The sequence below is a fragment of the Pseudooceanicola onchidii genome (assembly GCF_004959925.1).
GTDB classification, from domain to species: Bacteria; Pseudomonadota; Alphaproteobacteria; order Rhodobacterales; family Rhodobacteraceae; genus Pseudooceanicola; species Pseudooceanicola onchidii.
Map to the genome: position 1 here is coordinate 587,846 of NZ_SPUW01000001.1, position 23,319 is coordinate 611,164.

Consider the following 23,319-nt stretch of genomic DNA (forward strand, 5'->3'; position numbering starts at 1 on the left):
GTCCCCCGCTTCCCCTGGTTCCATATCCCGGGGGAATTGGCCGCAGGCCAATGGGGGCAGCGCCCCCACACCCGCGGAACCGTTCCCCCCATCACGGAGTTTCCACTTGATAATCACCCCGTTTCCCCCCATTTAACGCGCACCCGCGCGAAATTGCGGGCAACGCAGCAATGGAGACTACATGGCCAAGGAAGACATTCTCGAATTCCCCGGCGTCGTGAAGGAACTCCTGCCCAATGCGACTTTCCGGGTCGAACTTGAGAACGGCCATGAAATCATCGCACATACGGCAGGCAAGATGCGCAAGAACCGCATCCGTGTTCTGGCCGGCGACAAGGTGCAGGTCGAAATGACCCCCTACGATCTGACCAAAGGTCGGATCAACTACCGCTTCAAATAACCGCGCCGCCCCGGTGTCAAAGCCGGGGCCCCGCGACCAAGGCCCCACGTTCATGGGCCCGCGTTTATGGGCAGGGAGCACGCCGTGAAACTGATCCTCGGCTCGGGCAGCCCCCGTCGGCTGGACCTTCTTGCCACCCTCGGCATCGAACCCGCCGACATCCGCCCCCCCGACATCGACGAAACCCCCGCGCCCGGCGAACAGCCGCGCCCCTATTGCGCGCGCATGTCGCGTGAAAAGGCGCAGGCCGTGGTCGCCGACCCCGAGGATATCGTGCTGTGCGCCGACACCACCGTCGCGCTTGGCCGTCGGATCATGGGCAAACCCGCCAACGCGGGCGAGGCGGCGGAATTCCTGCTGGCCATGTCCGGCCGTCGTCACAAGGTCATCACGGCCGTCGCCGTGCGCCGGGGCGACCGGATCTGGGAACGCGATGTCGTCACCACGGTCAAGATGAAGCGGCTCAGCGACGATGAACTCAACGCCTATCTCGCCAGCAACGACTGGCAGGGCAAGGCCGGCGGCTATGGTATCCAGGGGCCTGCGGGCGCCTTTCTGCCGTGGATCCAGGGCAGCTATACCGCCGTCATGGGCCTGCCCGTCGCCGAAACCGCCGCGCTGCTGAGCGCCGCCGGCTATCCTGTCTGGAGCACATCATGAAGGGTCACCTCATCCTCCTCGATCACCTCGACGGTCCCGATGGCCCGGTCGAGGCTGCGGCCCTGCTGCGCGACGGCCAGCTTGAAGATCTGCTTGTCGACAGCGACGCCCCGCGCCCCGGCACCATCTACCGCGCCCGCGCGGATCGCCCGGTCAAGGGGCAGGGCGGCATGTTCCTGACCACGCCCGACGGCCCGGCCTTTCTGCGGCAGGTCAAGGGCCTGTCGCCGGGCGAACCGCTTCTGGTCCAGGTCACCGGCCATGCCGAACCTGGCAAGGCGATCCCGGTGACGACCAAGCTGCTGTTCAAAAGCCGCTATGCCATCGTCACCCCCGGTGCGCCGGGCCTGAACGTGTCGCGCCAGATCAAGGACGACGACATCCGCGACAGCCTGCTGGAAATCGCGCACGAGGTGATGGATGGCCACCCCGTCCACGACCTCGACGGCGGCCTGATCCTGCGGTCGTCCTGCGAGGGCGCCGATCCCGATGCCGTGGCCGAGGACATCGCCGCCATGGCGGATCTCTGCTGTCAGGTCATGGCCGATGCGACAGGCGAGGCCGAGAAGCTGACCGAAGGCGACGCCCCCCATGCCACCGCCTGGCGCGAATGGGTGATGGAGGCCGCGATCGAAACCGAGGCAGGCTGTTTCGATCATCACGAGGTCGTCGACAAGATCGCCGCGCTTTTCCGCCCCGAGGTCCGTATCGGCGGCGGTACGATGTTCGTTGAACCGACCCGCGCCTTCACCGCCGTTGACGTGAACACCGGCGGCGATACATCCCTTGCGGCGGGGCTGAAGGCCAACCTCGCCATGGCCCGTGACCTGCCGCGCCAGCTGCGTCTGCGGGGCTTGGGCGGTGTCGTGATCCTTGACCTTGCGCCGATGCCCAAGAAGGACCGCCGCAGTTTCGAGGGCGCCCTGCGCGCCGCTCTCAAAACCGACGATACCGATACGGTCATGGCCGGCTGGACGCCGCTCGGAAATTACGAGCTGCAGCGCAAACGCGCCCGCCAGCCGCTGACGGAGGTCGTCGCGAAGGAGATGCTGGAATGAGCTGCCCGATCTGCCAGAAACCGACCGAAGCGACGTGGAAGCCCTTCTGCTCGAAGCATTGCGCAGACGTGGACCTGGCCCGGTGGTTCAAGGGCGGCTATTCCATCCCCTCGACCGACCCCGAGGACATGGAAAAGGCGATCGACGCCATCGAACGCGGCGAAACCGGTGAGGACGAGCCGACCCGGCACTGAACGGACGGCCGCCCGACCCGCGCCGCCGCACCACCTTGCCGCCCTTCGCCCCGCCCGCTAACAAGCGCCGACAGACGGAGAGTGCCATGCCCCACATCCTCAACAGCGCCGACGCCGATTTCGAAGCCCGCTTCAGCGACCTGCTGAACATGAAGCGCGAGGACAGCCCGGATGTCGACGACACCGTGGCCGGAATCATCGCGGACGTGCGCGCGCGCGGCGATGCGGCAGTGATCGCGCTGACGTCAAAATTCGACCGGCTCGACCTCACGCCCGAAACGCTGGCCTTTTCCAAGGCCGAGATCGACGCCCAATGCGCGCTGGTGACTGCCGAGGAAGCCGCCGCGCTGGATCTGGCCGCCGAACGGATCCGCGCCTACCACGTGCGCCAGATGCCCGAAGATGCAAGCTGGACCGACCCCGAAGGCGCGACGCTTGGCTGGCGCTGGACGCCCGTGTCGGCGGCGGGGCTGTACGTGCCGGGCGGCATCGCCTCCTATCCGTCCTCGGTCCTGATGAACGCCATTCCCGCCAAGGTCGCGGGCGTGCCGCGGCTGGCCATCACCGTGCCCACGCCCGACGGCAAGGTAAACCCGCTGGTGCTCTATGCCGCGCGCACGGCGGGCGTGGACGAAATCTATCGCATCGGCGGCGCGCAGGCCGTGGCAGCGCTGGCCTATGGCACAGACACCATCGCGCCGGTCGACAAGATCACCGGCCCCGGCAACGCCTTTGTCGCCGCCGCGAAACGCCGCGTCTTCGGCAAGGTCGGCATCGACATGATCGCGGGCCCGTCGGAAATCCTGGTGATCGCCGATGCCGACAACGATCCCGACTGGATCGCGCTGGACCTGATGAGCCAGGCGGAACACGACGAAAGCGCCCAGTCGATCCTGATCACCACCGACGCGGCCTTTGGTCAGGCGGTGGCCGACGCGGTCGCCAAACGCCTGGAAACGCTGGATCGCCGGGCGGTTGCGGGCAAGTCCTGGGCCGACAACGGCGCCATCGTCACCGTCCGCGACCTGGACGAGGCGGCAGATCTGTCGAACCGCATCGCGCCCGAACACCTGGAACTCTGCGTCGCCGACCCCGAGGCGCTGGCTGCCAAGTGCATCCACGCCGGCGCGATCTTCCTGGGCCAGTGGACGCCCGAGGCGATCGGCGACTATGTCGGCGGTCCGAACCACGTGCTGCCCACGGCGCGGTCTGCACGGTTCTCTTCGGGGCTGTCGGTCATGGATTTCCTGAAGCGGACGACCATGGCCCGGATGACCCCTGCGGCACTTCGCGCCATCGGCCCGGCGGCCGAGACGCTGGCCATCTCGGAAAGCCTTGAGGCGCATGGCCTTTCGGTCACAGCCCGCTTGAAAAAACTGAACGATACGCCAAAAAATACTGGCTGAAACGGGTTAAGAAGTTAACCTTCCGCAGCTATCAAGTGGAAATTCGCTGCATTGCAGCATAGATTGGTTGGCAGGGAGACTCACAACCGATCAGAGGGAACCGGACCGATGTCCTATATTGCCCAAATCGAGTTGGACGACCGCAACCTGCCGCCGCCCACACCCGAGATCGAACAGGAACGCCGCGTGGCGATGTTCGACCTGTTGGAAGAAAACAGCTTCAGCCTGCCCAAGCGGGACGATCGCCTTGTGCCCGACGGGCCCTACAAGATCGGCCTGTCGATCCAGGACAAGCGCCTCGTCTTCGATGTCACCACCCAAGACGACAGCCCCGCCGCCCAGTTCATCATGTCGCTTGGCCCCTTCCGGCAAGTGGTGAAGGACTATTTCGCCATCTGCAAAAGCTATTTCGACGCGGTCAAGAACCTGCCGCCCGCGCAGATCGAAACCATCGACATGGCCCGTCGCGGCATCCATGACGAAGGGGCGCGCGTGCTGGCCGAACGCCTTGAAAACAAGGCCGAGGTCGACCACGACACCGCCCGGCGCCTGTTTACCCTGATCTGCGTCCTGCACTTCGGGGGCTGACCGGTGGCAGCAGAACGTCCGCAATCCATCCTGTTCTGCTGCGACCACAATGCCGTCCGGTCGCCGATGGCCGAAGGCATCATGAAGAAGTTCTACGGCTCGGACACCTATGTCCAGTCGGCGGGCTGCTACAACGATCTGGAAATCGACGGCTTTGCCATCGCGGTCTGCGAAGAGATCGGGGTCGAACTGTCGCGCCACCGGTCGCGGTCGTTCGACGAAATGGCGCGCTACGGCGATGACCTTTCCAGCTTCGACATGATCGTCGCCCTGTCCTCGGCCAGCCAGAAGCGGGCACTGGATCTGACCAAGTTCTATCACCTGACGGTCGACTACTGGCCGATCATGGACCCGACCGGCATCGGCGAGACGCGGGAAACCAAGCTGAACGCCTACCGGCAGGCGCGCGACCAGATCATCGACAACCTGCAGCGCCGGTTCGGCCCGCCAGTCCTAGAGCCCTAATTTTCAAGCCGGAAGTCCCGATCATGACCATCATCCAGACCTATTTCGACGCCTTCAATGCGGGCGACACCGACGCGATGCTTGACTGCCTGACCGAAGATGTCGCGCATCACGTCAACGAAGGCGTCATCCGCACGGGCCGCGAAAAATTCGCGGACTTCAACGCGCATATGACCCGCTGCTATCGCGAAAACCTGACCGACATGGTGATCTTCCTGTCCGACGACGGCACCCGCGCGGCCGCCGAATTCGTCGTGAACGGCACGTATCTGGCGACCGACGAGGGGCTGCCAGAGGCCAAAGGGCAGACCTATCGCCTGCCCGCGGGGTCGTTCTTCACCCTGCGCGACGGCAAGATCGCCCGGGTCACGACCTATTACAACCTGGCTGACTGGGTGGCACAGGTCTCGAAATGATCACGACCCGCGTCCTGACCGGGGGTTCGCTGGCCGCGGCCATCGACGATCTGGCCCGGCTGCGGATCGCGGTCTTTCGTGACTGGCCCTACCTCTACGACGGCGATATCGCCTACGAGAGGGACTACCTTCAGGCCTACGCCGACCCCTCGGCTATCGTCGTTGCGGCTTTTGACGACGCGCGACTGGTCGGGGCTGCGACCGGCACGGCGATGGAGGCCCACGCCGACGACTTCGCTGCCCCCTTCGCCACCCGTCCCGAACGGATGGAGGAGATCTTCTACTGCGCCGAGTCGGTCCTACTGCCCGACTATCGTGGACAGGGGGTGGGTCACGCCTTCTTCGATGCGCGCGAAGCCCATGCCCGCGATCTGGGCCGCCGGTATTCGGCTTTCTGTTCCGTGGTGCGGCCCGAGGATCATCCGTTGAAGCCGCAGGGCGCGCGCAGCCATGACGTCTTCTGGCGGGGCCGGGGCTATGCGCCGCTGCCCGGTGTGGTGGCGCAATTCCGGTGGCGCGACATCGACCAGCCGGACCAGACAGACCACCCGCTGCAGTTCTGGATGCGGCAGCTTTAGCGTCGCCCCAGTGTCAGGAACTTTGGATGAATTGGTTCGACCAATTATCTGATTTCGTTCCTGAATTCCGGCCGTGGACGCAAATGTCATACTTCCGCCCCAATTCGGTCACATAAGAAACACGGCGCACCCTCACGCGGGCGCGCCCGAATGACAGTGACCGGTCGGCGATGCACCGGCGGGCGCTTGGCTGAGGTAGGTTATGGCAGACGGAAAGGTCGACGGTACAGCCGGCAACGACTCCATACCGGCGTCCTATGTGGACGCGGATGGGGATTTCGTTGATGGCCCCGACGGCAACAACGACTCCATCTTCGGCTACGCGGGCAACGACACGATCTACGGGGGCGCGGGCAACGACACGGTCTATGGCCAGTCGGGCGATGACCGCCTTTATGGCGGATCGGGCGATGACCAGCTTCACGGCGATCTGGGCTGGGACACCCTGCATTCCGGTCTGGGCAATGACACCTATTACGGTGGCACGGGCCTGGATTACGTGGATTTCGGGGCCGAAACCTCGGGCGTCGAGGTCAACATGGGCACCGGCTTTATCGGCGGTGCGGCGGCCGGTGACGTCTTCGGCGGCGGCATGGACGGCATCTACGGCACCAACTACGACGACACGATCACGGGCTATGATGCCTGGTCGGGTGGTGGCGATCCCTATACCAACGTCTTCTTCGGGCGCGCCGGTGACGATTGGTTCGACGGGCGCGGCGGCCCCGACTGGATGTTCGGCGACAGCGGTGACGACACCTTTGCCATGACCGGCAGCCCGGGCGGCGATTTCATCTATGGCGGTGAAGGCGGGTCCGACAACGACGAGATCGACCTGAGCTCTCAGGGGGCGGCCGTCACCGCGAACTACACCGCCCCCGAGGCCGGAACGGTCGTGGTCGGCGCCGATACCGTCACCTTCGAGGGCATCGAGACCCTGCGCCTGACCGCCTACAACGACACCGTGACGGGCGGGGCCGGAGGCGAGACCCTGATCGGCGGCGCCGGGGCCGACAGCCTTAGCACCGGCGGTGGCGGCGATTCCGTCGCGGCGGGCAGTGGCGACGATATCGTCTATGGCGGGTCGGGCGATGACACCCTGTCGGGCGATCTGGGTGCCGATCAGATCTATGGCGGGGATGGCAACGACACGCTTAGCGGGTCGGCGGGCAATGACCGACTGGAAGGCGGCGGCGGCGGTGACCTCCTGACCGGGGGCGCCGACACCGACACGCTGATGGGGGATGCCGGCCACGACACGCTGTACGGCGGCTCGGGCGATGACCTGATCGACGGCGGCTCTGGCCATGATACGCTGCACGGCGGCGCGGGCCCCGACACCCTCTATGGTCGGTCCGGTGACGACGCCCTCTGGGGCGGGGCCGGGATCGACAGCCTGTATGGCGGCATCGGCAACGACAGCCTTTATGCCGCGTCGGGTGACGACGGCATCTACGGCGGGTCGGGCGACGACTATGTCACGCTGACCGGGCAGAACGCCTATGCGCTTTTCGGTGGCGAAGACCCGGGCGATACCGATTTCGACACCCTGGATATCTCGGCGCTCGGGGCGGCGGGGCAGGTGACGTCGATTACCTATGACACGCCGGACCGGGAAAGCGGCACGATCCTTTTTGCCAACGGCGATACCGCGACGTTCTCGGGCTTTGAAAAGATCGTCTGCTTCGCGCGCGGGACGCGTCTGCTGACGAACCACGGCTATCGCCGGGTCGAGAACCTTGACCTTGGCGACCTGCTTGTCACGCGCGACAGCGGGCTGCAGCCCATTCGCTGGCTCGGGCGGCAGCGGGTCGAGGCGACGACCGACAGCACCGCGCCCGTGATCCTGCGCCCCGGCGCCTGGGGGGCGACCCGCGCCGTCAAGGTGTCGCCGCAGCATCGCCTGCTGTTTACCGGCTGGCAGGCCGAGGTCCTTTTCGGAGAGCCAGAGGTTCTGGTGCCCGCCAAATACGCCATCGACGGGCGCAAGGTGGTCAGCCGGCCGGGCGGCAGCGTCGTCTATTACCACGTCTGCCTTGATCAGCATGATATCCTATGCGCCGACGGTGTGGCCGCCGAAAGCTTCCTGCCGGGCGACATCGGCGCCTCGGCCCTGGACCGGCTGCAGTTGGAGGATCTGTTCGCCGCGCTTCCCGCGCTGCGCCACGACCTGGACGCGATGCGGCCCGCACGTCCGCTGTTGAAGGCCTATGAGGCCGAGGCGCTGCTGAACCTTGTCGCCGATGGCATGTGGGTGCGCGAAAACGCGTGACCCTCACGGTCTGACCAGGGCCGCCCGCGCGGTCTTCGCGTCGTATGTCAGCCCGGTGGCCTCGATCACCTTGCGGATCTGCCCGAACCCGCCGTCCGACAGCGCGTCACTGTCCACCTCGAACACGCGCGCGCCTGATCGGCGCAGCTGCGAAAGGCGGTGGTCATAAGCGTTGCAGAAAGGCACCCAGTAGTCCGCGCTGGTCGAATGCCGCGCCATGAAGGACGTGCGGCACAGGCTGTCGATCACCCGCGCGCGGTCGCGCGTCACGATCACCCAGATCGCGTTCGGAAAGGCCTGATCGAACAGCCGCCACAACAGGGTCAATTTAGGATCCTTGAACCCCCAGGGCTGCGACCCGTCATACCCTTCGGTACGCAGCTGCCGCGTGATCCTGCCGCGCAGGGTCGGGTCCGGGGGCAGCACGTCCCATGCAGGAAGGCTGCGCACGCCAAGCGGATCCGCCCCGAGGTCGCGCAGCAGCGGCTTCACGATCCCGTCGCGCAGCGCCCGGCTTTCGAAATAGCCCTGCGGGTTCTCGGCATTTCCGGGCACCGTGTCGCCCAGCCACAGGCCATGGTCGTGCAGCACCCGCATGGTCATCGAGGTCGCCGATCGCGGCAGGCCCAGCACGAAGACCGGCTGCTGCGGCTGCGGGCCGGGGGCTGGCCGGGCAAGGGCCGGGCGGTCGGCAAAGGCCTTCCGGGTCCGGTCGATCCAGCCGCCCACGACATCGGCGGTCAGGTCGTCCTTCGGCACGGTCGAGGCGCTGGCATAGGCGCTTTCGGCCCGGGCCTCCGCCCCCCAGAACCAATGCGCCGTGCGATTCATGATGGCCAGAAGCGGCACCTGGCTAAGCCCCGCCATGTGCCAGTTCGCGCTGTCGACCGAGATCACGCCCGCCAGCGGCCGGATCATGTCGATCGTGTGCACGGGGTTCCGGGTGATATCCGCCAGCGGCACCATGCAGCGCCCGTCGGCCAGTAGCAGCTGGCGTTCGGCCTCGGACATGTCGAACTGCAGCGCCAAAAACCGCGCATCCCGCGGCAGCAAATCGAGGAACATCTGCAGCGGGATATGCCGTTCCTCGCGCCGGTTCTGGCCCGACCCGCCGCGCCAGCAGATGCCCCAGACCGGCGGCTCGCCCTCCCGGCGCAGGGGGGTGTCGAAGGTGACAGGCGCAGCGATCTGCCCGGTGCGGCGATACCCCCGCCCGACGAAATCGGCCGCCAGATGGGCGCGGGGGCGGGCGCCGTCGCGGGGCAGATCGTCATGCGCCGTAAAGCGCGCCTGCGGGAAATACCGCCGGATGATCGGCCCGTACTTGCGCAGCCCCACGAAGCGCGCGGTCTCGTGCCGCCCCTCGGCCCGGATATGGGCCAGGTGAAACAGCACGTCGCCCAGCCCCTGTTCCAGGATGATGGTGCCGCAATCTTCGGCCGGATCTTCGGGCAGGGGGGCATGGGCCAGCGCCTTGGGCACCGTGCGCGGAAAGAGGATCGCGTTGTGGCGCGCCGCATAAAGCGGAAAGCCCGTGCGATAGCGATTGGCCCAAAGCATGTGCAGCCCGGCCGTGGTGCGGAAATCGTCGCGTTCCTGATCGGTGACCTCGGGGTCCGACCGCAGGCGTTTCGCCGTTGCCGGATCCCTCTGGCGCAGGGCCAGCCGATAGCGCATCGGTCGCCAGTGCGTGGTGGCAAGCGAAGCATTGAGCCGCCGCGCCGCCGCCAGGTCGCCGGTATGGTAAAGCGCGCAGCCCAGTTGCAGGTAAGCCAGCCGCGACCTGTCGCGCGCGCCCGGGGGCGGATTGGCGATCAGCGGCGCGATCAGGGCATGGCAGTCCGAGACCTGGCCCTTGTTGAAGGCCTCGGTCGCGCGGTCGAAGATCGCCGCAGGATCGTCGGCCTTGGGGGTCACGACTTGCGCGGGGTGATCAGCGTGTCCGGGCGGACCCGTTCCGCCGCCTCGAACAGCGAAAACGTCTGGTTCACGTAGTTCACCGCCCCGCCGATGTGGTCGATGTAGGTCTTCAGCTCGGGCGTCATCTGGGCCTCGACCATCTGCACGGTCCGCTCGGGGCTGTCGAATTCGAACTGGCAGTAGAACAGCGGCTCGCCGCGTTTCACCACGATCGGTTTCTCGATGTCGTGCCATTCGAAGGCCCACATCAGCGGGCGCGGCCAGACGTTGATCGGGAAGCGCCCGCCAAAGATCGTGCCGGGCAGCGGCGTGCGCCGGTAATGCATGTAGGCATCCAGCTGCGACATGTAGACCGGTTCATCCGCGATGAAGAGATAGGGCAGCTTCAACTGGATGATCGGCCGGTCGGGAAATCGCCATTCGGTTTCGTTGACCACCATGATCCGCTTGCCCAGGGTCGAGCCCCGGATGCTGCTGGCCGGACCCGACAGGTTGCGCAGGACCGGCCGCCCGTCCTTGTCGCGGGCGAACCCGAGGTTCAGGTCGAACGGGCAGGGGACCTCGAAATAGCGGCTTTCAAGGTTCAGCACGGCGGGGCAGCGCGAGGCGCTTTTCGCGTGCTCCTTGCGGGCGTCGCGCGAATTCACCCGCCGGGGCGGGTCGTAGATCACCGGGCTGTCGACATCCGTCAGCAGCCAGCCGACCTTGACCGGCCCGCCCTTGGGATCATGCGCACCGCGCGTATAGTTGATCGTGAAATGCATCGCTCGCCCCTTTGCCGCCCGATCGACGTGGGCGCCTTGCCGGAATTGGTAAGGTCAAAGCCGTGACCTGACAAGCCGGGGCTGGCGCCGGGCCGGGCAGGGTCAGGCGGTGGCGGGGGTGAAGTCGTTGCGCGTGACCGACCGGATCTGCGTCCAGTCGGGCAGCAGCGCCCGGGCCAGATGATCCGCCGCCAGCTTGCCGCGCCCCTCGCCGGGGATGAACACGTCGAACGAGGCATAGTCCTGCTTGGCCCAGGTCCGCACAGCCACGTGCCCTTCTGCCAGGATCAGCGCGCCCGACACGCCGCCGTCGACCGCGTGAAAGCTGGCCGACAGAACCTCGGCCCCCGCGGCCTCGGCTGCGCCGCGCAAGGCGGCCTCGAGGGCGTCGGCGTCCGTCAGGTGACGGTCGCCACGGTGGTCGATCAGAAGGTGCGGGCCGGGGGTGAAATCAGTCATGTGCAAGGTGTAGCCTGCCACGCGGGCCGATGGAATAGGCCGCGCGATCAGGCGTCGGCCAATGCCACCGCCGCGCGGGCGATCACGATTTCCTCGTTTGTCGGGATCACCATGACCTGCACGGGACCGGTGCTGATGACCGGCGCATTGGCGTCATTGGCCGTGTCCGACACCGCGATGCCCAGCCAGTCCATGCCCGCGCAGACCCGCGCCCGGACGGGGGCCGAGTTCTCTCCGATCCCGCCGCAGAAGACGAGGCCATCGATCCCGCCCAGAACCGCCGCCATGGCCCCCAACTCGCGCCGGATACGGAAGACGAAGTAGTCCAGCGCCTCGACCGCCCGGGGATCGTCCGAGGCCTGCAATTCGCGCATGTCGTTGCTGAGACCCGACATGCCTTTCAGCCCGCTTTCCGTGTAAAGAAGATCGCTGATCTGGTCGGCGTCCATCCCCTCCTGCTGCATCAGGTAAAGCACCACGCCCGGATCCAGCTGCCCGCAGCGGGTGCCCATGGGCAGGCCATCCAGCGCCGAAAACCCCATGGTCGAGGCCACCGACCGCCCATCCCGCAGGGCGCACATCGACGCGCCATTGCCCAGGTGCGCAACGACCACCCGCGACAGCGCGGGCGCGCGGCGGGCGACCTCTCCGGCGATGTAGTCATAGCTGAGTCCGTGGAACCCGTACCGCCGCACGCCCTTGTCATAGAAGCGCCGGGGCAGGGCGAAGGTGTCGTTGACGAAGGGATGGCCGCGATGGAAGGCCGTGTCGAAACAGGCGATCTGCCGCGCCTGCGGAAAGGCCGCCATGGCCGCGCGGACACCGGCCAGGTTGTGCGGCTGGTGCAGCGGCGCGTAGGGGGCAAAGCCTTCCAGCTGCGCGATGACCTTTGGCGTCAGTTCGACGGGGGCCGCGTAATCTGGCCCGCCATGCACGACGCGGTGACCGACCACGGTGACCTGCGCATCGGGGTGGCTTTCGCTCAGCTCGGCCAGCACGGCCGCAAGCGCGCCTGCGTGATCGGTGCCGGGGGGCAGGTCCCGCGCGGGACCGCCCGCGGGCGTCAGCTGGGCCGCGCCGCCGATCCGGCCGACTTTGCCCTGCGCCAGAACAACCGGTTCGGCCTTGGCCCGGTAAAGCGCGTATTTCAGCGACGACGACCCGGCGTTGACGGTCAGGATATGGCTCATGATGCGAGCGTCCCGGCCATTCGGAAATGATGCAGCGCCGCCACCGCGCAGGAGGCGAGCCGCGACATTTCCCCGTCCGCGCGGGAATTGAGGATGATCGGCACCCGCGCGCCCATCACCACCCCCGCGGCTTCTGCGTGCGAGATATAGGTCAGCTGTTTCGCCAGCATGTTGCCCGCGTCGATGTCGGGCACCACCAGCACCTCGGCGCGGCCGGCGACCGGCGACACGATGCCCTTGGTCCGTGCCGCCGCCATGTCGACCGCGTTGTCCATGGCCAGCGGCCCGTCGACCAGCCCGCCGGTGATCTGCCCGCGTTCCGCCATCTTGGACAGAAGCGCCGCGTCCATCGACGACGGGATCGCCGGGTTCACCGTTTCGACCGCCGACAGGACGCCGACCTTGGGATCGTCGATCCCGATGGAAATCGCGACGTCGATGGCGTTTTGCACGATATCCACCTTGGTCTTGAGATCCGGGGCGATGTTGATGGCCGCATCCGTGACCAGCAGCGGATGCGCCAGCCCCGGCACGTCCATGACGAAGACATGGGTGAACCGCCGCCGCCCGCGCAGGCCCCGGTCGCGGTCCAGCGTCGGGCGCAGCAGTTCGTCGGTGTGCAGGTGGCCCTTCATCAGCGCATCGGCGCGGCCTTCGTTCACCAGCGCCACGGCGCGCGCGGCGGCCTCGGCGTGGTCGGGGATGTCGATGACCTCGATCCCTGTCAGATCCGCGCCTGCGGCCTGCGCCGCCGCAGTGATCTTTCCGGCGTGGCCGACGAAGATCGGATCGATCAGGCTGTGCTGCCGCGCCAGCAGGGCGCCGCCAAGCGAATTCTCTTCCTCCGGGCAGACCACGGCGGTCCGCAGCGCGGGCAGGGGCTCGGCGCGGGCCAGCAGGGCCTCGAAATGCCTGTGGCGCTGCACCACCAGACCGGGCAGGTCCGACATGCGCTGCACCCGGCGGACCTTGGGCGGTTCGACCACGGCCTCACCACGCAGGACGGGCGCGTCATCCGCCACGCGCCGCACATCGGTGCGCAGCGTCACCGTGCGGGCCGCCGCGTCCTTGGCAATCACCTCGACCGTCGAGATCAGCTCGTCCCCGGCATGGGCGCGGTCGAGGAATTCGAAGCTTTGCGACCGGTAGAGCGTCCCGGCCCCGGGCAGCACGTTGCCCAGAACGGCCGAGACCAGAGAGCCCACGAACATGCCGGGGCAGATCGCCTCAGTCGCACCATCGCCGTCGCCGTCTTCGTCATGCAGGTGCATCGGATTGTGGTTGCCCGACACATTGGCAAAGACGATCAGGTCGTCCGCCGTACACAGCCTGCGCAGTTCGGACCGGTCGCCGACCTGCAGATCTTCAAATGTCTTGTTCTCAATCATGTCAAAATACCTGCTTTTGCCTCAACTTTGCTCATGCCACGCGCAAATGACAGCCATATTGACACCGATCAACAAATCCGGCGGCCGCCTGTGCTAGCCTTCCCCAGTTGCCGAAAAATCCAGCGGAGGGGACGCGATGGCACGCACTGCAACGATGAGAGCCACCAACCCGGCGATGGCCTGGATGGGGGCCTGGATGGAAATGGGCACCGGGCTGGTCAGCTTCGGCGCGCGCCGCCTGCAAAAGGATATGGCCTTTCAGCACGACCTGCTGACGGCCAAGCCACAGGAGGTCGGGGCTCTTCAGCGCGCCTTCTGGCAAGGCGCGCTGGACGACTATCACGAGGAAACGGGCCGCATCGTGGAACTGGCCCACAAGGCGGGGATGCCCGACCTCTAGGCCCTCAGGTTCCGGTGAAGACCGGCTTGCGCTTCTCGACGAAGGCGTTGGCGGCTTCCTTGTGGTCGGCGGTGGCCGTGGAATTGGTGTGGTTGTCGGCCTCGAGATCCATGACCTGCGCCAGCGACCCGCCGCCCGCCGCCAGGTTCAGGTTCGCCTTCATCCGGCCAAGCGCCAGCGGTGCACCTGCGGCCAGCGGCGCGGCGAAGTCCTTGGCTTCATCCAGCGCGCGGCCCGGATCGACCGACCGGTTGACCAGCCCGATCTGCGCCGCTTCCTTGCCCGAGATGATGGGCGAGAAGAAATAAAGTTCCTTTGCCTTCGAGGTGCCGACGATCTGCGTCAGGAAATAGGTGCCGCCGAAATCCCCCGACAGGCCGACCTTGGCAAAGGCGGTGGTGATCTTGGCGGTGTCCGAGGCGACACGGAAATCGCAGGCGAGTGCCAGCGACAGCCCGGCCCCCGCCGCAGCCCCTTCGATCGCGGCGATCGTGGGTTTGGGCATCTCGTGCAGCAGGCGCGACACCTCCATCACGGTGCGCAGGTCCTTGCGCTGCTGGTAGAACGACTTGTCCTGATGGGCGCCTTCGCTCATCGCCTTGACGTCGCCACCCGCGCAGAAGGCGCCGTCGGCGCCGGTCAGCACGACAACGCGCACCTCGGGGTCGTCCGCCGCCTCGGTCAGGACATCGGCCATGGCGTGCAGCATCGGCCGCGTGAAGGCGTTCTTGCGTTCGGGCCGGTTCATGGTCAGCACCAGAACCCCGCCCTGGCGGTCGATCAACAGATTGTCGCTCATCTCATCCTCCCTGATTTGCGGAACAGTCTTTCGCAGATCGGAAGAAGTGTCCAGCCGTCAGTGCAGCAGGCTAAGCCAGAACCACACCGTCACCAGCGAGGCCGAGGTCGTCACCAGCACCGACGACGCCGCCACCCGCTTGGCGCGGTCGTAGATGTTGGCAAAGACGTAGGTGTTGATCCCTGGCGCCACGGCAGCGGTGATGAGCGCCGACCGGAACTGCGCCTCGTCCAGCGCGGCAAGGCTGCCGAAGGTCCAGACCAGCGCGGGGTGCACCAGCAGCGTGATGATGCAGATCACCACGACGACACGCAGGTCGCCTTGGATCTTGTACTGCGTCAGCACGCCGCCCACGGCAAACAGCGCCGCCGGGACCGAGGCGCCCACCATCAGCGACACGGTATCCATCACCGGCACCGGAATGTGGATGCCGCCAAGGTTCACGACAAAGCCCAGGATCAGCGCGATGACCAGCGGGTTGCGGATCATCTGGCGCCCGATCTGCGCCCCGACCCGCAGCGGATGGAACCCGGTGCCCCGGGCGCGCACCATCTCCATCATGGCGATGCCAAGCGAATAGCAGAAGGGTGCGTGGATCGCGATGATGGCAAAGTTCGCCTCAAGCGCATCGGCCCCGAAGGCGCGTTCGGTGATCGGAATGCCCAGCATCAGCGTGTTGGAAAACAGGCAGCAGAACCCGATGACCACCGCGTCCTCGGGATCGCGCCGGAAGATCAGCAGCGCGGCAAGGAAGCCAAGGACAAAGCAGATCAGCGCGGCGAGGTAGTAGCTCAGCAGTAGCGGCGCATGGAACTGTTCGCTGATGTCGAAGGTGCTGACCGCGCGGAACAGCAGGCAGGGGAAGGCATAGGTCTGCGTGAACCGCATCAGGCCGTCGACGGCGGATTGCGGAAACCCGGCAAAGCGGGACGCGACATAACCCGTTCCGATCAGCAGGAAGACGGGCAGGATGACGACGATCAGCGATCCCATCAGATCGGGTACACGATCTGCATCATGTCATAGGCCGGGGTGATGTGATCGGGCGTTTCCGCCTCGACCGTCGCATAGTCCAGATCGATGTGCATGTTGGTCAGGATGGCCCGTTTCGGCGCGGCGCGGTCGATCCAGGCCAGCGATTGTTCGTAATGCGAATGCGTCGGATGCGGGTCGCGGCGCAGCGTGTCCAATACCCAGCAATCCAGGTCGGTGCAGGCCTCCCAGGCCTCGTCGGTCATCTTGGCGACGTCCGGAAGATAGGCAAAGTCGCGCACCCGGAAGCCAAGCGCGTCGATCGACCCGTGATTGACGCTGAAGGGGGTAAAGGTGATGTCTCCGCCTGCGCCGCCGATGATGAAGGGCCCGTCGATGGTCTTCATGTCGAGGATCGGCGGATAGGGCGAGCCTTCGGGTTGCACGAAGGCATAGGCGAAGCGGTCATATAGCGCGGCCTGCGTGTCGCCATCGGCCCAGACCGGCAGGCGTTTGCGCATGTTGAAGACGATCATCCGCAGATCGTCCAGCCCGTGCACATGATCGGCGTGGCTGTGGGTATAGACCACCGCGTCCAGCTTGCCGACGCCCGCATCCAGCAGCTGCGCCCGCATGTCGGGCCCGGTGTCGATCAGCACACGGGTGGTGCCGTCGGCCGTTTCCTGTTCGACCAGCAGGGCACAGCGACGGCGCGTGTTCTTCGGGTTCGCCGGGTTGCAATCGCCCCAGTGCCCGCCAAGGCGGGGCACCCCGCCCGAGGATCCGCAGCCAAGGATGGTGAACCGCAGCTCTCCCATCACGCGGGCGTCCATGCGGCGGCCTTGGTGAAGAGCCGGTCGAAATTGGCCTGCGTCGCGGCGGCGAAGTCCTCATAGCTCAGGCCAAAGACCTCGGCCCCGACCTTGGCCGTGTGCACTGAATACCCCGGCTCGTTCCGCTTGCCGCGGTAGGGCGGCGGCGCAAGGTAGGGGCTGTCGGTTTCCACGAGGATCCGGTCAAGCGGCGCGGCGGCGAAGATATCCCGCAGCTCCTGAGACTTGGGGAAGGCCGCGATGCCGGACATCGACAGGTAGAACCCCAGATCCAGCGCCGCCTTGGCCAGATCAGCGCCCGAGGAAAAGCAATGCATCACGCAGGCATAGGGCGCATTGGCGTGTTCTTCGGACAGGATCCGCGCCATGTCGTCGTCCGCCGCGCGGGCATGGATGATCAGGGGCAGCCCGGTTTCGGCCGCCGCCTGGCAATGCACGCGCAGCGACGACTTCTGGATGTCCGCGCTTTCAGCGGTGTAGTGGTAATCCAGCCCCGTCTCGCCGATACCGACAAACTTGGGGTGCGACGACAGCTCGACCAGCTGATCGACCGTCACGGCAGGATGTTCGGCCGCCGACATCGGATGCACGCCGAAGGTATGGAAGACCTCTGGATGCGCCTCGGAAATCGCCTGCACCTTGGTCAGGTTATGCAACTTGGTGCAGATGGTCACCATCCGCGTGACGCCCGCGTCGATCGCGCGGGCGATGACGGCGTCACGTTCGTCGTCGAAGTCGGGAAAGTCGAGGTGACAATGGCTGTCGGTGATCTGTACGGAGGTCATTCGGCCCTGAAATCAGGCGGCCTGACCGCCCGCAATGCTCTGAAGTTTGAACACGGTATCAAGGATCAGCGCGGCAGGGTCAAGGTTGACCGCCTCACCATGACGCAACCGCGCCCCTATCTCTTCTGCAGCCTGCGCCCATCTGCGCCCGGCAAAGGCATCGGGCGACAGTCTCGTCAGGATTTCGGCCTCCCCCGGCGCGGCCTCGGTGGCCGGGGCCATGCCGGTCACGCCAGTGCGGGCCAGCCGCGACAGGGCCAGGTCGATCAGGTGGTGCAGCAGCACGCGCCTGTCTTCTCCGCCCCGGGCGGCGGCGGTATCGGCCAGAGCTTGCGCGCGCGACGCATCGAACCGGGGCAGGGTGCCGATCAGCGCGATCAGCTCGGCATAAAGCTTCAGGCCGTCCAGCGTGATCATCCGCACCGCTTCGCCGACCGATCCGGCGGCCAGTTCGGCCAGCGCGGCATGGTTGGCGGGCGCCTCGATCTCGGCCTGTGCCAGCGCCTGTTCCAGCGCGTCCTGCGGCAGGGGCGACAGGCGCAACTCGCGGCAGCGCGACCGGATGGTCGGCAACAACCGCGACGGCTGGTGCGAGATCAGCAGGATCACCGTGCGCGCGGGCGGTTCCTCAAGCAGCTTGAGGATCGCGTTGGCGGCGTTCGGGTTCATCTCGTCCGCGCTGTCGATGATGACGACGCGCCGCCCGCCGTCGGCGGACGACAGGGCGAAGAAGGATTTCAGGGGCCGCGCGTCCTCGACCCGGATGACCTTGGAAAACTTGCCGTCTCGAAAGTTCTTGTCGCGGTCGTTCTCGGTCGACCCGGCGCCGCCCCGGCGCAGCAGGAAAAGCGACGGCTCCGCCCCGGCGGCGATCCGGCGGGCGACCGGATGATCGACGGCGATGTCCAGCGTCTCGGGCGGGGGCGGCGCGCCGAACAGCCCGTCCTCCTCGGCCGCGGGTGTGGCGATCAGGAACCGGGCGATCCGCCAGGCCAGTGTCGCCTTGCCGACGCCGCGCGGCCCCGTGACCAGCCAGCCGTGATGCAGCCGACCCGAATGGAAGGCGGTCAGGAACGCCTCTTCGGCGGCCTGCTGGCCAAAGACATGGGCCGTGTCGCGGGGATGCGGGGCGCCGTCGATGCGGTCTGGTTCGGGGCGGGTGGTGTCGGTCATGGCGGCGACTATGGCGGTCTTTGCTGGCGGGCGAAAGGCGGATCAGACGGCCCGGGCGTTCAGCGCCGCGTCAACCACGGCGCGCACATCGACGGCTACCGCCTCGGGCGCACGCGCACCGTCGATCACGCGGAACCGGTCGGCATATTCCCGGGCCAGGTCAAGGAACCCCGCCCGCATCTTGCGTTGCAGATCGGCGCCGAAATCCTCGAACCGTTCCTCCACGCCCTGCCGCCCCTTGGCGCGCGACAGCCCGACCTCGGGGTCCATGTCGATCAGCAGGGTCAGGTCGGGCTCGACCCCGATCATCAGGTCGTGCAGCTGGTCGACCACGCCGCGCAGATCACCGCGCGACAGGCCCTGGTACATCCGGGTGCTGTCGGCGAAGCGGTCGCAGATGACCACGGCCCCGCGGGCCAGCGCGGGCCGGATCGTGCGTTCCAGGTGGTCGCGACGGGCGGCGGTGAACAGCAGGATCTCGGTTTCCGCCGACCAGCGGTCAGGATCGCCCTGCAGTACAAGTGCGCGGATTTCCTCGGCGCCCGGCGATCCGCCCGGTTCGCGCGTCAGCACGACCTCGCGCCCGTTGGCGCGCAATGCCTCGGCCAGCAGGCGGGCCTGGGTGGATTTGCCGGATCCGTCGATGCCTTCAAAGCTGAGGAACAGACCCCCGGTCTGCCCCATCAGGAGGCCGCCTCTTCGGTCGGGGCCTCTTCTGCCGGTGCGTCCGACGGCACGCCGCCGCCAATTTCTGTCAGCAGATGGTCGAGCGCGGTGGTGATGTGCACCATGAAGCCGCCCTTCGCGACATCATCCGCCGCCACCAGCGGCACCGTCGTCGCGGGCAGCCCGTCCGGAGAGATGATCAGCTCGCCCAGCTTGTCGCCCTTTTTCACCGGGGCCGAGAAGGGGCCGTTGTAGACGACCTCGGCCGGGATGCGATCCGCGCCCAGCACCGGCACCAGCGCCGACAGGTCGGACGCGGTCGTCAGGGCCACGGTCGGGGCCTGACCCATGTGGACCTGCGCCTTGGTGATCGTCTCACCGGCCTTGAGCAGCGTCTTCTGGGTGAACTGCCGGAAGGCCCAGTTCACGATCGCCTCGGATTCCTGCGCCCGGGCAGCCTGCGATTCAAGGCCCGAGATCACGAAGACCACGCGCCGATCATCCTGCTTGGCCGATCCGACAAGACCATAGCCGGCCTCTTCGGTGTGCCCGGTCTTCAGCCCGTCCGCGCCGATGCCCAGACCCAGAAGCGGGTTGCGGTTGGTGCTGTTTTGCGGCGCGCGCCCGTCAAAGTCGAACTTCCGTTCGTTGAAGAGCGGATAGAAGTTCGGGAAGTCCTCGATCAGGTGGGTCGCCAACAGCGCCAGATCACGCATCGACATGCGGTGCCCTGCGGCGGGCCAGCCGTTGGAATTGGCGAAGGTCGAATTCGTCATGCCCATCTGCTGCGCGCGCTGCGTCATGTAACGGGCAAACCCGGCCTCGGTCCCGTCGGGCGACAGCGCCTCGGCGATCACGGCGCAGGCATCGTTGCCCGACAGCACGATGATGCCCCGGATCAGGTCCTCGACCGCGACCCGGTCGGTGGTGTCAAGGAACATGGTCGATCCGCCATAGCTCATGGCATGCGACGATACGGGCAGCTTTTCGTCCAGCGACAGGCGGCCATCGCGCAGCGCCTCGAACGCGATGTAAAGCGTCATGAGCTTGGACATCGAGGCCGGCGGCAGGGGCGTGTCGGCGTTCTTGTCCAGCAGGATCGTCCGTGTGGTCAGGTCGATCACATAGGCCGCGCGGGCCTTCGTGTCGAAGGCCAGGGCGGGCCCGGCCGCGACCATGGCGACGGCCAGGCCCGCTGCCTGGACGATCCGGCGCAGCCCGGTGCCGCGATCAAGGGGGCGCAGGCCTGCGCCGGGGCGATTGGATTGGGTCATCCTACCTCCTTCAGGCGGTGCGCCTGACCGCCCGAAGGCGTCAGTTCGTCACCGCATAGGCATCCGTGAAGCCCGCCGTCTTGACCTTCTTCAGAAGCACGGCGCGTTCTTCGCTGTTGGTGGCGGGGCCAACGATGACCCGCCAGAATGTCTTGCCCTTGGCGCTCTGTTCCAGAACCTCGGGGATCATGCCCGCCTGCCGCATCGCCACGGCGGTGTTCTGGGCGTTCTGTTCGACACTGAAAATCCCGATCTGCAGATAGGGCTTGTCCAGTTTCGACACCGGTTTCGCCACCGGCGCGGCGACGGGTTTGGGCAGCGGCGCCGACGTCACGGCCTGTGGGGCAGGGGCGGCGACGGGGGCCGGGGCGGCCTCCTCGGGCGCGGCGGCCATGGCCTCGGGCTCGGCCGTGTCCTTTTTCTGCCAGAACCAGCGGCGTTTCTTCGGGGCCTCTTCGACCGGGGCTGCGGCGACGGCCGCAGGTGCTTCGGCCGCCTCGACCGCATCCAGCGCGGCAGAGGCCCCGCTGACCGGGTCAAGCGTTGCCGTCTGAACCGCCTCGGGCGCGGGCATCTCGGCGGCCGCCGTGGCGCTTGGCGCGGTTTCCATCGGTGCCGGGTCCGCGGTGGCGGTTGGCACTTCCTCGCGGCGCAGGGCCGTGACGTTCAGGTTCTGCGGCTGGCCCGCCAGCATCGACAGCGCCTCGGCCGCGTCCGACGACACCTGGAACCGTGGTCCGGGCCGGTCAAGCGACGGGCGGAAAAGCGCGCCGATGACGAACTTGCCGTTCGCGGTATTGCGGATCAGGGCGCGTTCGGGTTCATCCACGTCGGGATGGGCCACCCAGACACCGCCAAGCGACGGCCGACCGTCCCAAAGCCCTGCTTCGGTGGCCTGGAACACCTCGGGTGCCTCGACATCGCGTTCGACCAGCCGGGTCGACGTGCCGCCACCCGCTGCCGGTTCGGACTTGAACAGCGCCCCGTCGTTTTCCATGCAGCCCGCCAGCAGCGCCAGCGCCGAGGCCGCAAGCATCGCCCGCGCCATGCCATTGCCCGATCTCATGACCAGAAATCCCATTCTTCGCCCCTTCGTCGGCGCGCCCTGCGCGCGGCCGGATCCCCGGCCCTGCCCTTTGTTTTGGCGCAGTCTATCCATTCGGGCGCGATGTGAAAAGTCTGCCATGGGGCATCGGCGAAAATTCCCGGTCACGAGGCCGTCAGGTCGCCGCAACGCAAAACCCCCGGCGCGCGGGCCGGGGGCTTGTGTTCCGTGAGTGTCCGGATCAGGTGGCTTATGAGCGACGCCGAAGCGCGGCCAGCGCCCCGAACCCGCCCAGCAGCAGAAGCGCCGGGGCCGGCAGCGGCACCGCCGGCGTCCCGCGCGGATCGATCCACTGGTTGTTCACGATGGCGGCGTCTGCAAAGGAAACGGAGAAGCCGGGGTCGCCAAAGATGAAGGCCTGGGGCGCAAAGCCAAAGGTGCTGCCCCCCAGTGCCGCCGCGCTGCCGGAAGCGACCTCATTCGCAAGGTACCGCGCCCCGCCCTTGAAGTTGAAACCCACCTTGATCTCCCGGAGGGGATCGATGAGCAGGTTTTCGATCTTGAGGAGCTCATCCATGACATCGTAGGCGGAGGCATTGGGCGTGGTGCCTGCAACAGCGGACGCCTTGGCCTCGACTTTTGTCGACACGTCGGTGGTGGTCATAGTTGCGCGGCCGGGCTTGTAGTAGGACACCGTCAAAATGGCCTCGAGCCAAGCCAAGGCTTCGTAGTCGCCCTGGGACACGTTCTGATCCGCGTTGACCGTCCCGTGAGCATGCGATTGGACGGTCAGTGCGACGCCATTGCCGCCGTAGTTCTGCGGCGCGTCGATCTGCAACGTGACCTGCTGCCGGGCCTGCGCGTTGCCAACGCCGGACAGATTGCCTTCGCCCGATCCGTTGCCACCGCTGACGATGACCGTCGTGTAGCCGGGGCCGGTCGTGGCATTGGCAGAGGTCGTGCACGCCCCGGAGGATGCAACGGCGCCCGACCCCGCGCTCCAGCCGTAGATGTCATTGGGTCCGGACAAGCCACAGCCACCGCCGGAGGCCTGGGCATATGATTGCACCGAAGCAGCCATCGTTTCGGTGGCGCCCAGGCATGAAGCGGCCACAAGGCCGGAAAGCAGAAGATGCTTCATGAAATGCTCTTTCTTCGAATGAATTTTGTCAAAACGCGGATCACTGATAAAAACTGGTCGCGACACTTAAGCCGCTTTAATGCCTGCGTTATTACGCATTTTCAGCGTCGCTTCAATGAAATTTTCGGAATGCAAACGCGATGCGCCATCAGGGATGCTGCTCTACACGTCACTTATCTGGCCAGACCTAGGTGGTTCGGACTGGGTCGTTTGCTACAACCACCGATCCACCGGCCTGAACCATGCGCGGCCTTTGTCTGCGGCAGGTAGAGGAAGGGTGCCGCCGACTGGTTCAGCAGCGTGAAACCCGCTTCCAGAATCGCCGAACCCCCGCTAGACCACCCCGACGCGGAGGTTTGGCAGAGTGGTCGAATGCACCGGTCTTGAAAACCGACGGGCGTGGAAGCGTCCCCAGGGTTCGAATCCCTGAGCCTCCGCCACTTCCCTTCCTACCCAGAAACGACCCCCGAGCT

General features: G+C 66.6%; 25 protein-coding genes and 1 tRNA gene. 12 read left to right on the plus strand and 14 right to left on the minus strand.

The window, feature by feature from the left end; all coding sequences use genetic code 11:
• Positions 1-181 precede the first annotated feature (181 nt).
• From infA to E4S58_RS02910, 10 genes are all read left to right on the plus strand, one after another.
• Positions 182-400, plus strand: a complete 219-nt coding sequence (infA, locus tag E4S58_RS02865; protein WP_010137880.1) for a translation initiation factor IF-1 — start codon at positions 182-184, stop codon at positions 398-400.
• Between the two features lie 84 nt (positions 401-484).
• Complete coding sequence (locus E4S58_RS02870) at positions 485-1,060, plus strand: Maf family protein (protein ID WP_136634803.1); 576 nt, start codon at positions 485-487, stop codon at positions 1,058-1,060.
• The gene (locus E4S58_RS02875) at positions 1,057-2,118 is read left to right on the plus strand and encodes a ribonuclease E/G (protein WP_136634804.1); all 1,062 of its coding nucleotides are present in this window, start codon (positions 1,057-1,059) and stop codon (positions 2,116-2,118) included. The genes E4S58_RS02870 and E4S58_RS02875 overlap by 4 nt, the downstream gene beginning before the upstream one ends.
• The gene (gene yacG, locus E4S58_RS02880) at positions 2,115-2,312 is read left to right on the plus strand and encodes a DNA gyrase inhibitor YacG (protein WP_136634805.1); all 198 of its coding nucleotides are present in this window, start codon (positions 2,115-2,117) and stop codon (positions 2,310-2,312) included. The genes E4S58_RS02875 and yacG overlap by 4 nt, the downstream gene beginning before the upstream one ends.
• Before the next feature lie 86 nt (positions 2,313-2,398).
• Positions 2,399-3,718 (plus strand): histidinol dehydrogenase, encoded by a 1,320-nt coding sequence (gene hisD / locus E4S58_RS02885; protein WP_136634806.1) that lies wholly within the window; start codon positions 2,399-2,401, stop codon positions 3,716-3,718.
• A 108-nt stretch (positions 3,719-3,826) separates the two neighbouring features.
• Entirely contained in the window at positions 3,827-4,306 is a 480-nt protein-coding gene (locus E4S58_RS02890; RefSeq protein WP_136634807.1) for a UPF0262 family protein, read from the plus strand.
• A 3-nt stretch (positions 4,307-4,309) separates the two neighbouring features.
• Positions 4,310-4,771: an arsenate-mycothiol transferase ArsC gene (locus E4S58_RS02895; RefSeq protein WP_136634808.1), complete on the plus strand. Its 462-nt coding sequence runs from the start codon at positions 4,310-4,312 to the stop codon at positions 4,769-4,771.
• Between the two features lie 23 nt (positions 4,772-4,794).
• Positions 4,795-5,187, plus strand: coding sequence for a ketosteroid isomerase-related protein (locus E4S58_RS02900; protein ID WP_136634809.1), 393 nt, complete (start codon positions 4,795-4,797; stop codon positions 5,185-5,187).
• Positions 5,184-5,765, plus strand: a complete 582-nt coding sequence (locus tag E4S58_RS02905) for a GNAT family N-acetyltransferase (protein ID WP_136634810.1) — start codon at positions 5,184-5,186, stop codon at positions 5,763-5,765. The genes E4S58_RS02900 and E4S58_RS02905 overlap by 4 nt, the downstream gene beginning before the upstream one ends.
• 202 nt (positions 5,766-5,967) lie before the next feature.
• Positions 5,968-8,037 (plus strand): Hint domain-containing protein, encoded by a 2,070-nt coding sequence (locus tag E4S58_RS02910; protein ID WP_136634811.1) that lies wholly within the window; start codon positions 5,968-5,970, stop codon positions 8,035-8,037.
• A gap of 3 nt (positions 8,038-8,040) precedes the next feature.
• Here the strand turns inward: E4S58_RS02910 and E4S58_RS02915 are convergent, their stop codons facing one another.
• From E4S58_RS02915 to E4S58_RS02935, 5 genes are all read right to left on the minus strand, one after another.
• Positions 8,041-9,954, minus strand: coding sequence for a sulfotransferase (locus E4S58_RS02915; protein WP_240789442.1), 1,914 nt, complete (start codon positions 9,952-9,954; stop codon positions 8,041-8,043).
• Positions 9,951-10,721, minus strand: a complete 771-nt coding sequence (locus E4S58_RS02920) for a hypothetical protein (protein ID WP_136634812.1) — start codon at positions 10,719-10,721, stop codon at positions 9,951-9,953. Before E4S58_RS02920 ends, E4S58_RS02915 begins: the two co-directional genes overlap by 4 nt.
• 102 nt (positions 10,722-10,823) lie before the next feature.
• Complete coding sequence (locus E4S58_RS02925; RefSeq protein WP_136634813.1) at positions 10,824-11,180, minus strand: S-adenosylmethionine decarboxylase; 357 nt, start codon at positions 11,178-11,180, stop codon at positions 10,824-10,826.
• Between the two features lie 47 nt (positions 11,181-11,227).
• Complete coding sequence (locus E4S58_RS02930; RefSeq protein WP_136634814.1) at positions 11,228-12,370, minus strand: acetate/propionate family kinase; 1,143 nt, start codon at positions 12,368-12,370, stop codon at positions 11,228-11,230.
• Entirely contained in the window at positions 12,367-13,758 is a 1,392-nt protein-coding gene (locus tag E4S58_RS02935; protein WP_136634815.1) for a bifunctional enoyl-CoA hydratase/phosphate acetyltransferase, read from the minus strand. The genes E4S58_RS02930 and E4S58_RS02935 overlap by 4 nt, the downstream gene beginning before the upstream one ends.
• A 136-nt stretch (positions 13,759-13,894) precedes the next feature.
• On the opposite strand from E4S58_RS02935, the gene E4S58_RS02940 reads away from it, so the two are divergent.
• Positions 13,895-14,158 (plus strand): phasin family protein, encoded by a 264-nt coding sequence (locus E4S58_RS02940; RefSeq protein ID WP_136634816.1) that lies wholly within the window; start codon positions 13,895-13,897, stop codon positions 14,156-14,158.
• 4 nt (positions 14,159-14,162) lie between these two features.
• On the opposite strand, the gene E4S58_RS02945 is transcribed toward E4S58_RS02940, so the two are convergent.
• The 9 genes from E4S58_RS02945 to E4S58_RS18000 all read right to left on the minus strand — a co-directional run bounded on the left by E4S58_RS02945 (position 14,163) and on the right by E4S58_RS18000 (position 22,846).
• Positions 14,163-14,957, minus strand: coding sequence for an enoyl-CoA hydratase (locus E4S58_RS02945; RefSeq protein ID WP_136634817.1), 795 nt, complete (start codon positions 14,955-14,957; stop codon positions 14,163-14,165).
• Positions 14,958-15,014: 57 nt separating this feature from the next.
• Positions 15,015-15,950, minus strand: coding sequence for an AEC family transporter (locus E4S58_RS02950; RefSeq protein WP_205965344.1), 936 nt, complete (start codon positions 15,948-15,950; stop codon positions 15,015-15,017).
• Positions 15,950-16,747, minus strand: a complete 798-nt coding sequence (locus tag E4S58_RS02955; protein ID WP_136635806.1) for an MBL fold metallo-hydrolase — start codon at positions 16,745-16,747, stop codon at positions 15,950-15,952. The genes E4S58_RS02950 and E4S58_RS02955 overlap by 1 nt, the downstream gene beginning before the upstream one ends.
• Complete coding sequence (locus tag E4S58_RS02960; protein WP_136634819.1) at positions 16,747-17,547, minus strand: TatD family hydrolase; 801 nt, start codon at positions 17,545-17,547, stop codon at positions 16,747-16,749. Before E4S58_RS02960 ends, E4S58_RS02955 begins: the two co-directional genes overlap by 1 nt.
• 12 nt (positions 17,548-17,559) lie before the next feature.
• A complete protein-coding gene (locus tag E4S58_RS02965; protein ID WP_136634820.1) occupies positions 17,560-18,720 on the minus strand; it encodes a DNA polymerase III subunit delta' in 1,161 nt (386 codons plus the stop codon).
• Between the two features lie 42 nt (positions 18,721-18,762).
• A complete protein-coding gene (gene tmk / locus E4S58_RS02970) occupies positions 18,763-19,404 on the minus strand; it encodes a dTMP kinase (protein WP_136634821.1) in 642 nt (213 codons plus the stop codon).
• On the minus strand, positions 19,404-20,564 hold the full coding sequence (locus E4S58_RS02975; protein ID WP_240789496.1) for a D-alanyl-D-alanine carboxypeptidase family protein: 1,161 nt from the start codon (positions 20,562-20,564) through the stop codon (positions 19,404-19,406). Before E4S58_RS02975 ends, tmk begins: the two co-directional genes overlap by 1 nt.
• Before the next feature lie 136 nt (positions 20,565-20,700).
• The gene (locus E4S58_RS02980) at positions 20,701-21,741 is read right to left on the minus strand and encodes an SPOR domain-containing protein (protein ID WP_240789443.1); all 1,041 of its coding nucleotides are present in this window, start codon (positions 21,739-21,741) and stop codon (positions 20,701-20,703) included.
• A 214-nt stretch (positions 21,742-21,955) separates the two neighbouring features.
• On the minus strand, positions 21,956-22,846 hold the full coding sequence (locus tag E4S58_RS18000) for a VPLPA-CTERM sorting domain-containing protein (protein WP_240789444.1): 891 nt from the start codon (positions 22,844-22,846) through the stop codon (positions 21,956-21,958).
• A gap of 350 nt (positions 22,847-23,196) precedes the next feature.
• Here E4S58_RS18000 and E4S58_RS02990 point away from each other — a divergent pair.
• Positions 23,197-23,286: transfer RNA gene (locus E4S58_RS02990), tRNA-Ser, on the plus strand.
• Positions 23,287-23,319: the final 33 nt, after the last annotated feature.

Excerpts from the sequence above, each read along its gene's own strand:
- E4S58_RS02935 (WP_136634815.1), bottom strand. The coding sequence starts at position 13,758 with ATGATTGAGAACAAGACATTTGAAGATCTGCAGGTCGGCGACCGGTCC.
- E4S58_RS02920 (WP_136634812.1), bottom strand. The coding sequence starts at position 10,721 with ATGCATTTCACGATCAACTATACGCGCGGTGCGCATGATCCCAAGGGC.
- E4S58_RS02960 (WP_136634819.1), bottom strand. The coding sequence starts at position 17,547 with ATGACCTCCGTACAGATCACCGACAGCCATTGTCACCTCGACTTTCCC.
- E4S58_RS02950 (WP_205965344.1), bottom strand. The coding sequence starts at position 15,950 with ATGGGATCGCTGATCGTCGTCATCCTGCCCGTCTTCCTGCTGATCGGA.
- E4S58_RS02965 (WP_136634820.1), bottom strand. The coding sequence starts at position 18,720 with ATGACCGACACCACCCGCCCCGAACCAGACCGCATCGACGGCGCCCCG.
- E4S58_RS02910 (WP_136634811.1), top strand. The coding sequence starts at position 5,968 with ATGGCAGACGGAAAGGTCGACGGTACAGCCGGCAACGACTCCATACCG.
- E4S58_RS02875 (WP_136634804.1), top strand. The coding sequence starts at position 1,057 with ATGAAGGGTCACCTCATCCTCCTCGATCACCTCGACGGTCCCGATGGC.
- tmk (WP_136634821.1), bottom strand. The coding sequence starts at position 19,404 with ATGGGGCAGACCGGGGGTCTGTTCCTCAGCTTTGAAGGCATCGACGGA.
- E4S58_RS02955 (WP_136635806.1), bottom strand. The coding sequence starts at position 16,747 with ATGGGAGAGCTGCGGTTCACCATCCTTGGCTGCGGATCCTCGGGCGGG.
- E4S58_RS02980 (WP_240789443.1), bottom strand. The coding sequence starts at position 21,741 with ATGGGATTTCTGGTCATGAGATCGGGCAATGGCATGGCGCGGGCGATG.
- infA (WP_010137880.1), top strand. The coding sequence starts at position 182 with ATGGCCAAGGAAGACATTCTCGAATTCCCCGGCGTCGTGAAGGAACTC.
- E4S58_RS02945 (WP_136634817.1), bottom strand. The coding sequence starts at position 14,957 with ATGAGCGACAATCTGTTGATCGACCGCCAGGGCGGGGTTCTGGTGCTG.
- E4S58_RS02905 (WP_136634810.1), top strand. The coding sequence starts at position 5,184 with ATGATCACGACCCGCGTCCTGACCGGGGGTTCGCTGGCCGCGGCCATC.
- E4S58_RS18000 (WP_240789444.1), bottom strand. The coding sequence starts at position 22,846 with ATGAAGCATCTTCTGCTTTCCGGCCTTGTGGCCGCTTCATGCCTGGGC.
- E4S58_RS02930 (WP_136634814.1), bottom strand. The coding sequence starts at position 12,370 with ATGAGCCATATCCTGACCGTCAACGCCGGGTCGTCGTCGCTGAAATAC.
- E4S58_RS02975 (WP_240789496.1), bottom strand. The coding sequence starts at position 20,564 with ATGGTCGCGGCCGGGCCCGCCCTGGCCTTCGACACGAAGGCCCGCGCG.
- E4S58_RS02890 (WP_136634807.1), top strand. The coding sequence starts at position 3,827 with ATGTCCTATATTGCCCAAATCGAGTTGGACGACCGCAACCTGCCGCCG.
- E4S58_RS02900 (WP_136634809.1), top strand. The coding sequence starts at position 4,795 with ATGACCATCATCCAGACCTATTTCGACGCCTTCAATGCGGGCGACACC.
- E4S58_RS02925 (WP_136634813.1), bottom strand. The coding sequence starts at position 11,180 with ATGACTGATTTCACCCCCGGCCCGCACCTTCTGATCGACCACCGTGGC.
- E4S58_RS02940 (WP_136634816.1), top strand. The coding sequence starts at position 13,895 with ATGGCACGCACTGCAACGATGAGAGCCACCAACCCGGCGATGGCCTGG.
- hisD (WP_136634806.1), top strand. The coding sequence starts at position 2,399 with ATGCCCCACATCCTCAACAGCGCCGACGCCGATTTCGAAGCCCGCTTC.
- yacG (WP_136634805.1), top strand. The coding sequence starts at position 2,115 with ATGAGCTGCCCGATCTGCCAGAAACCGACCGAAGCGACGTGGAAGCCC.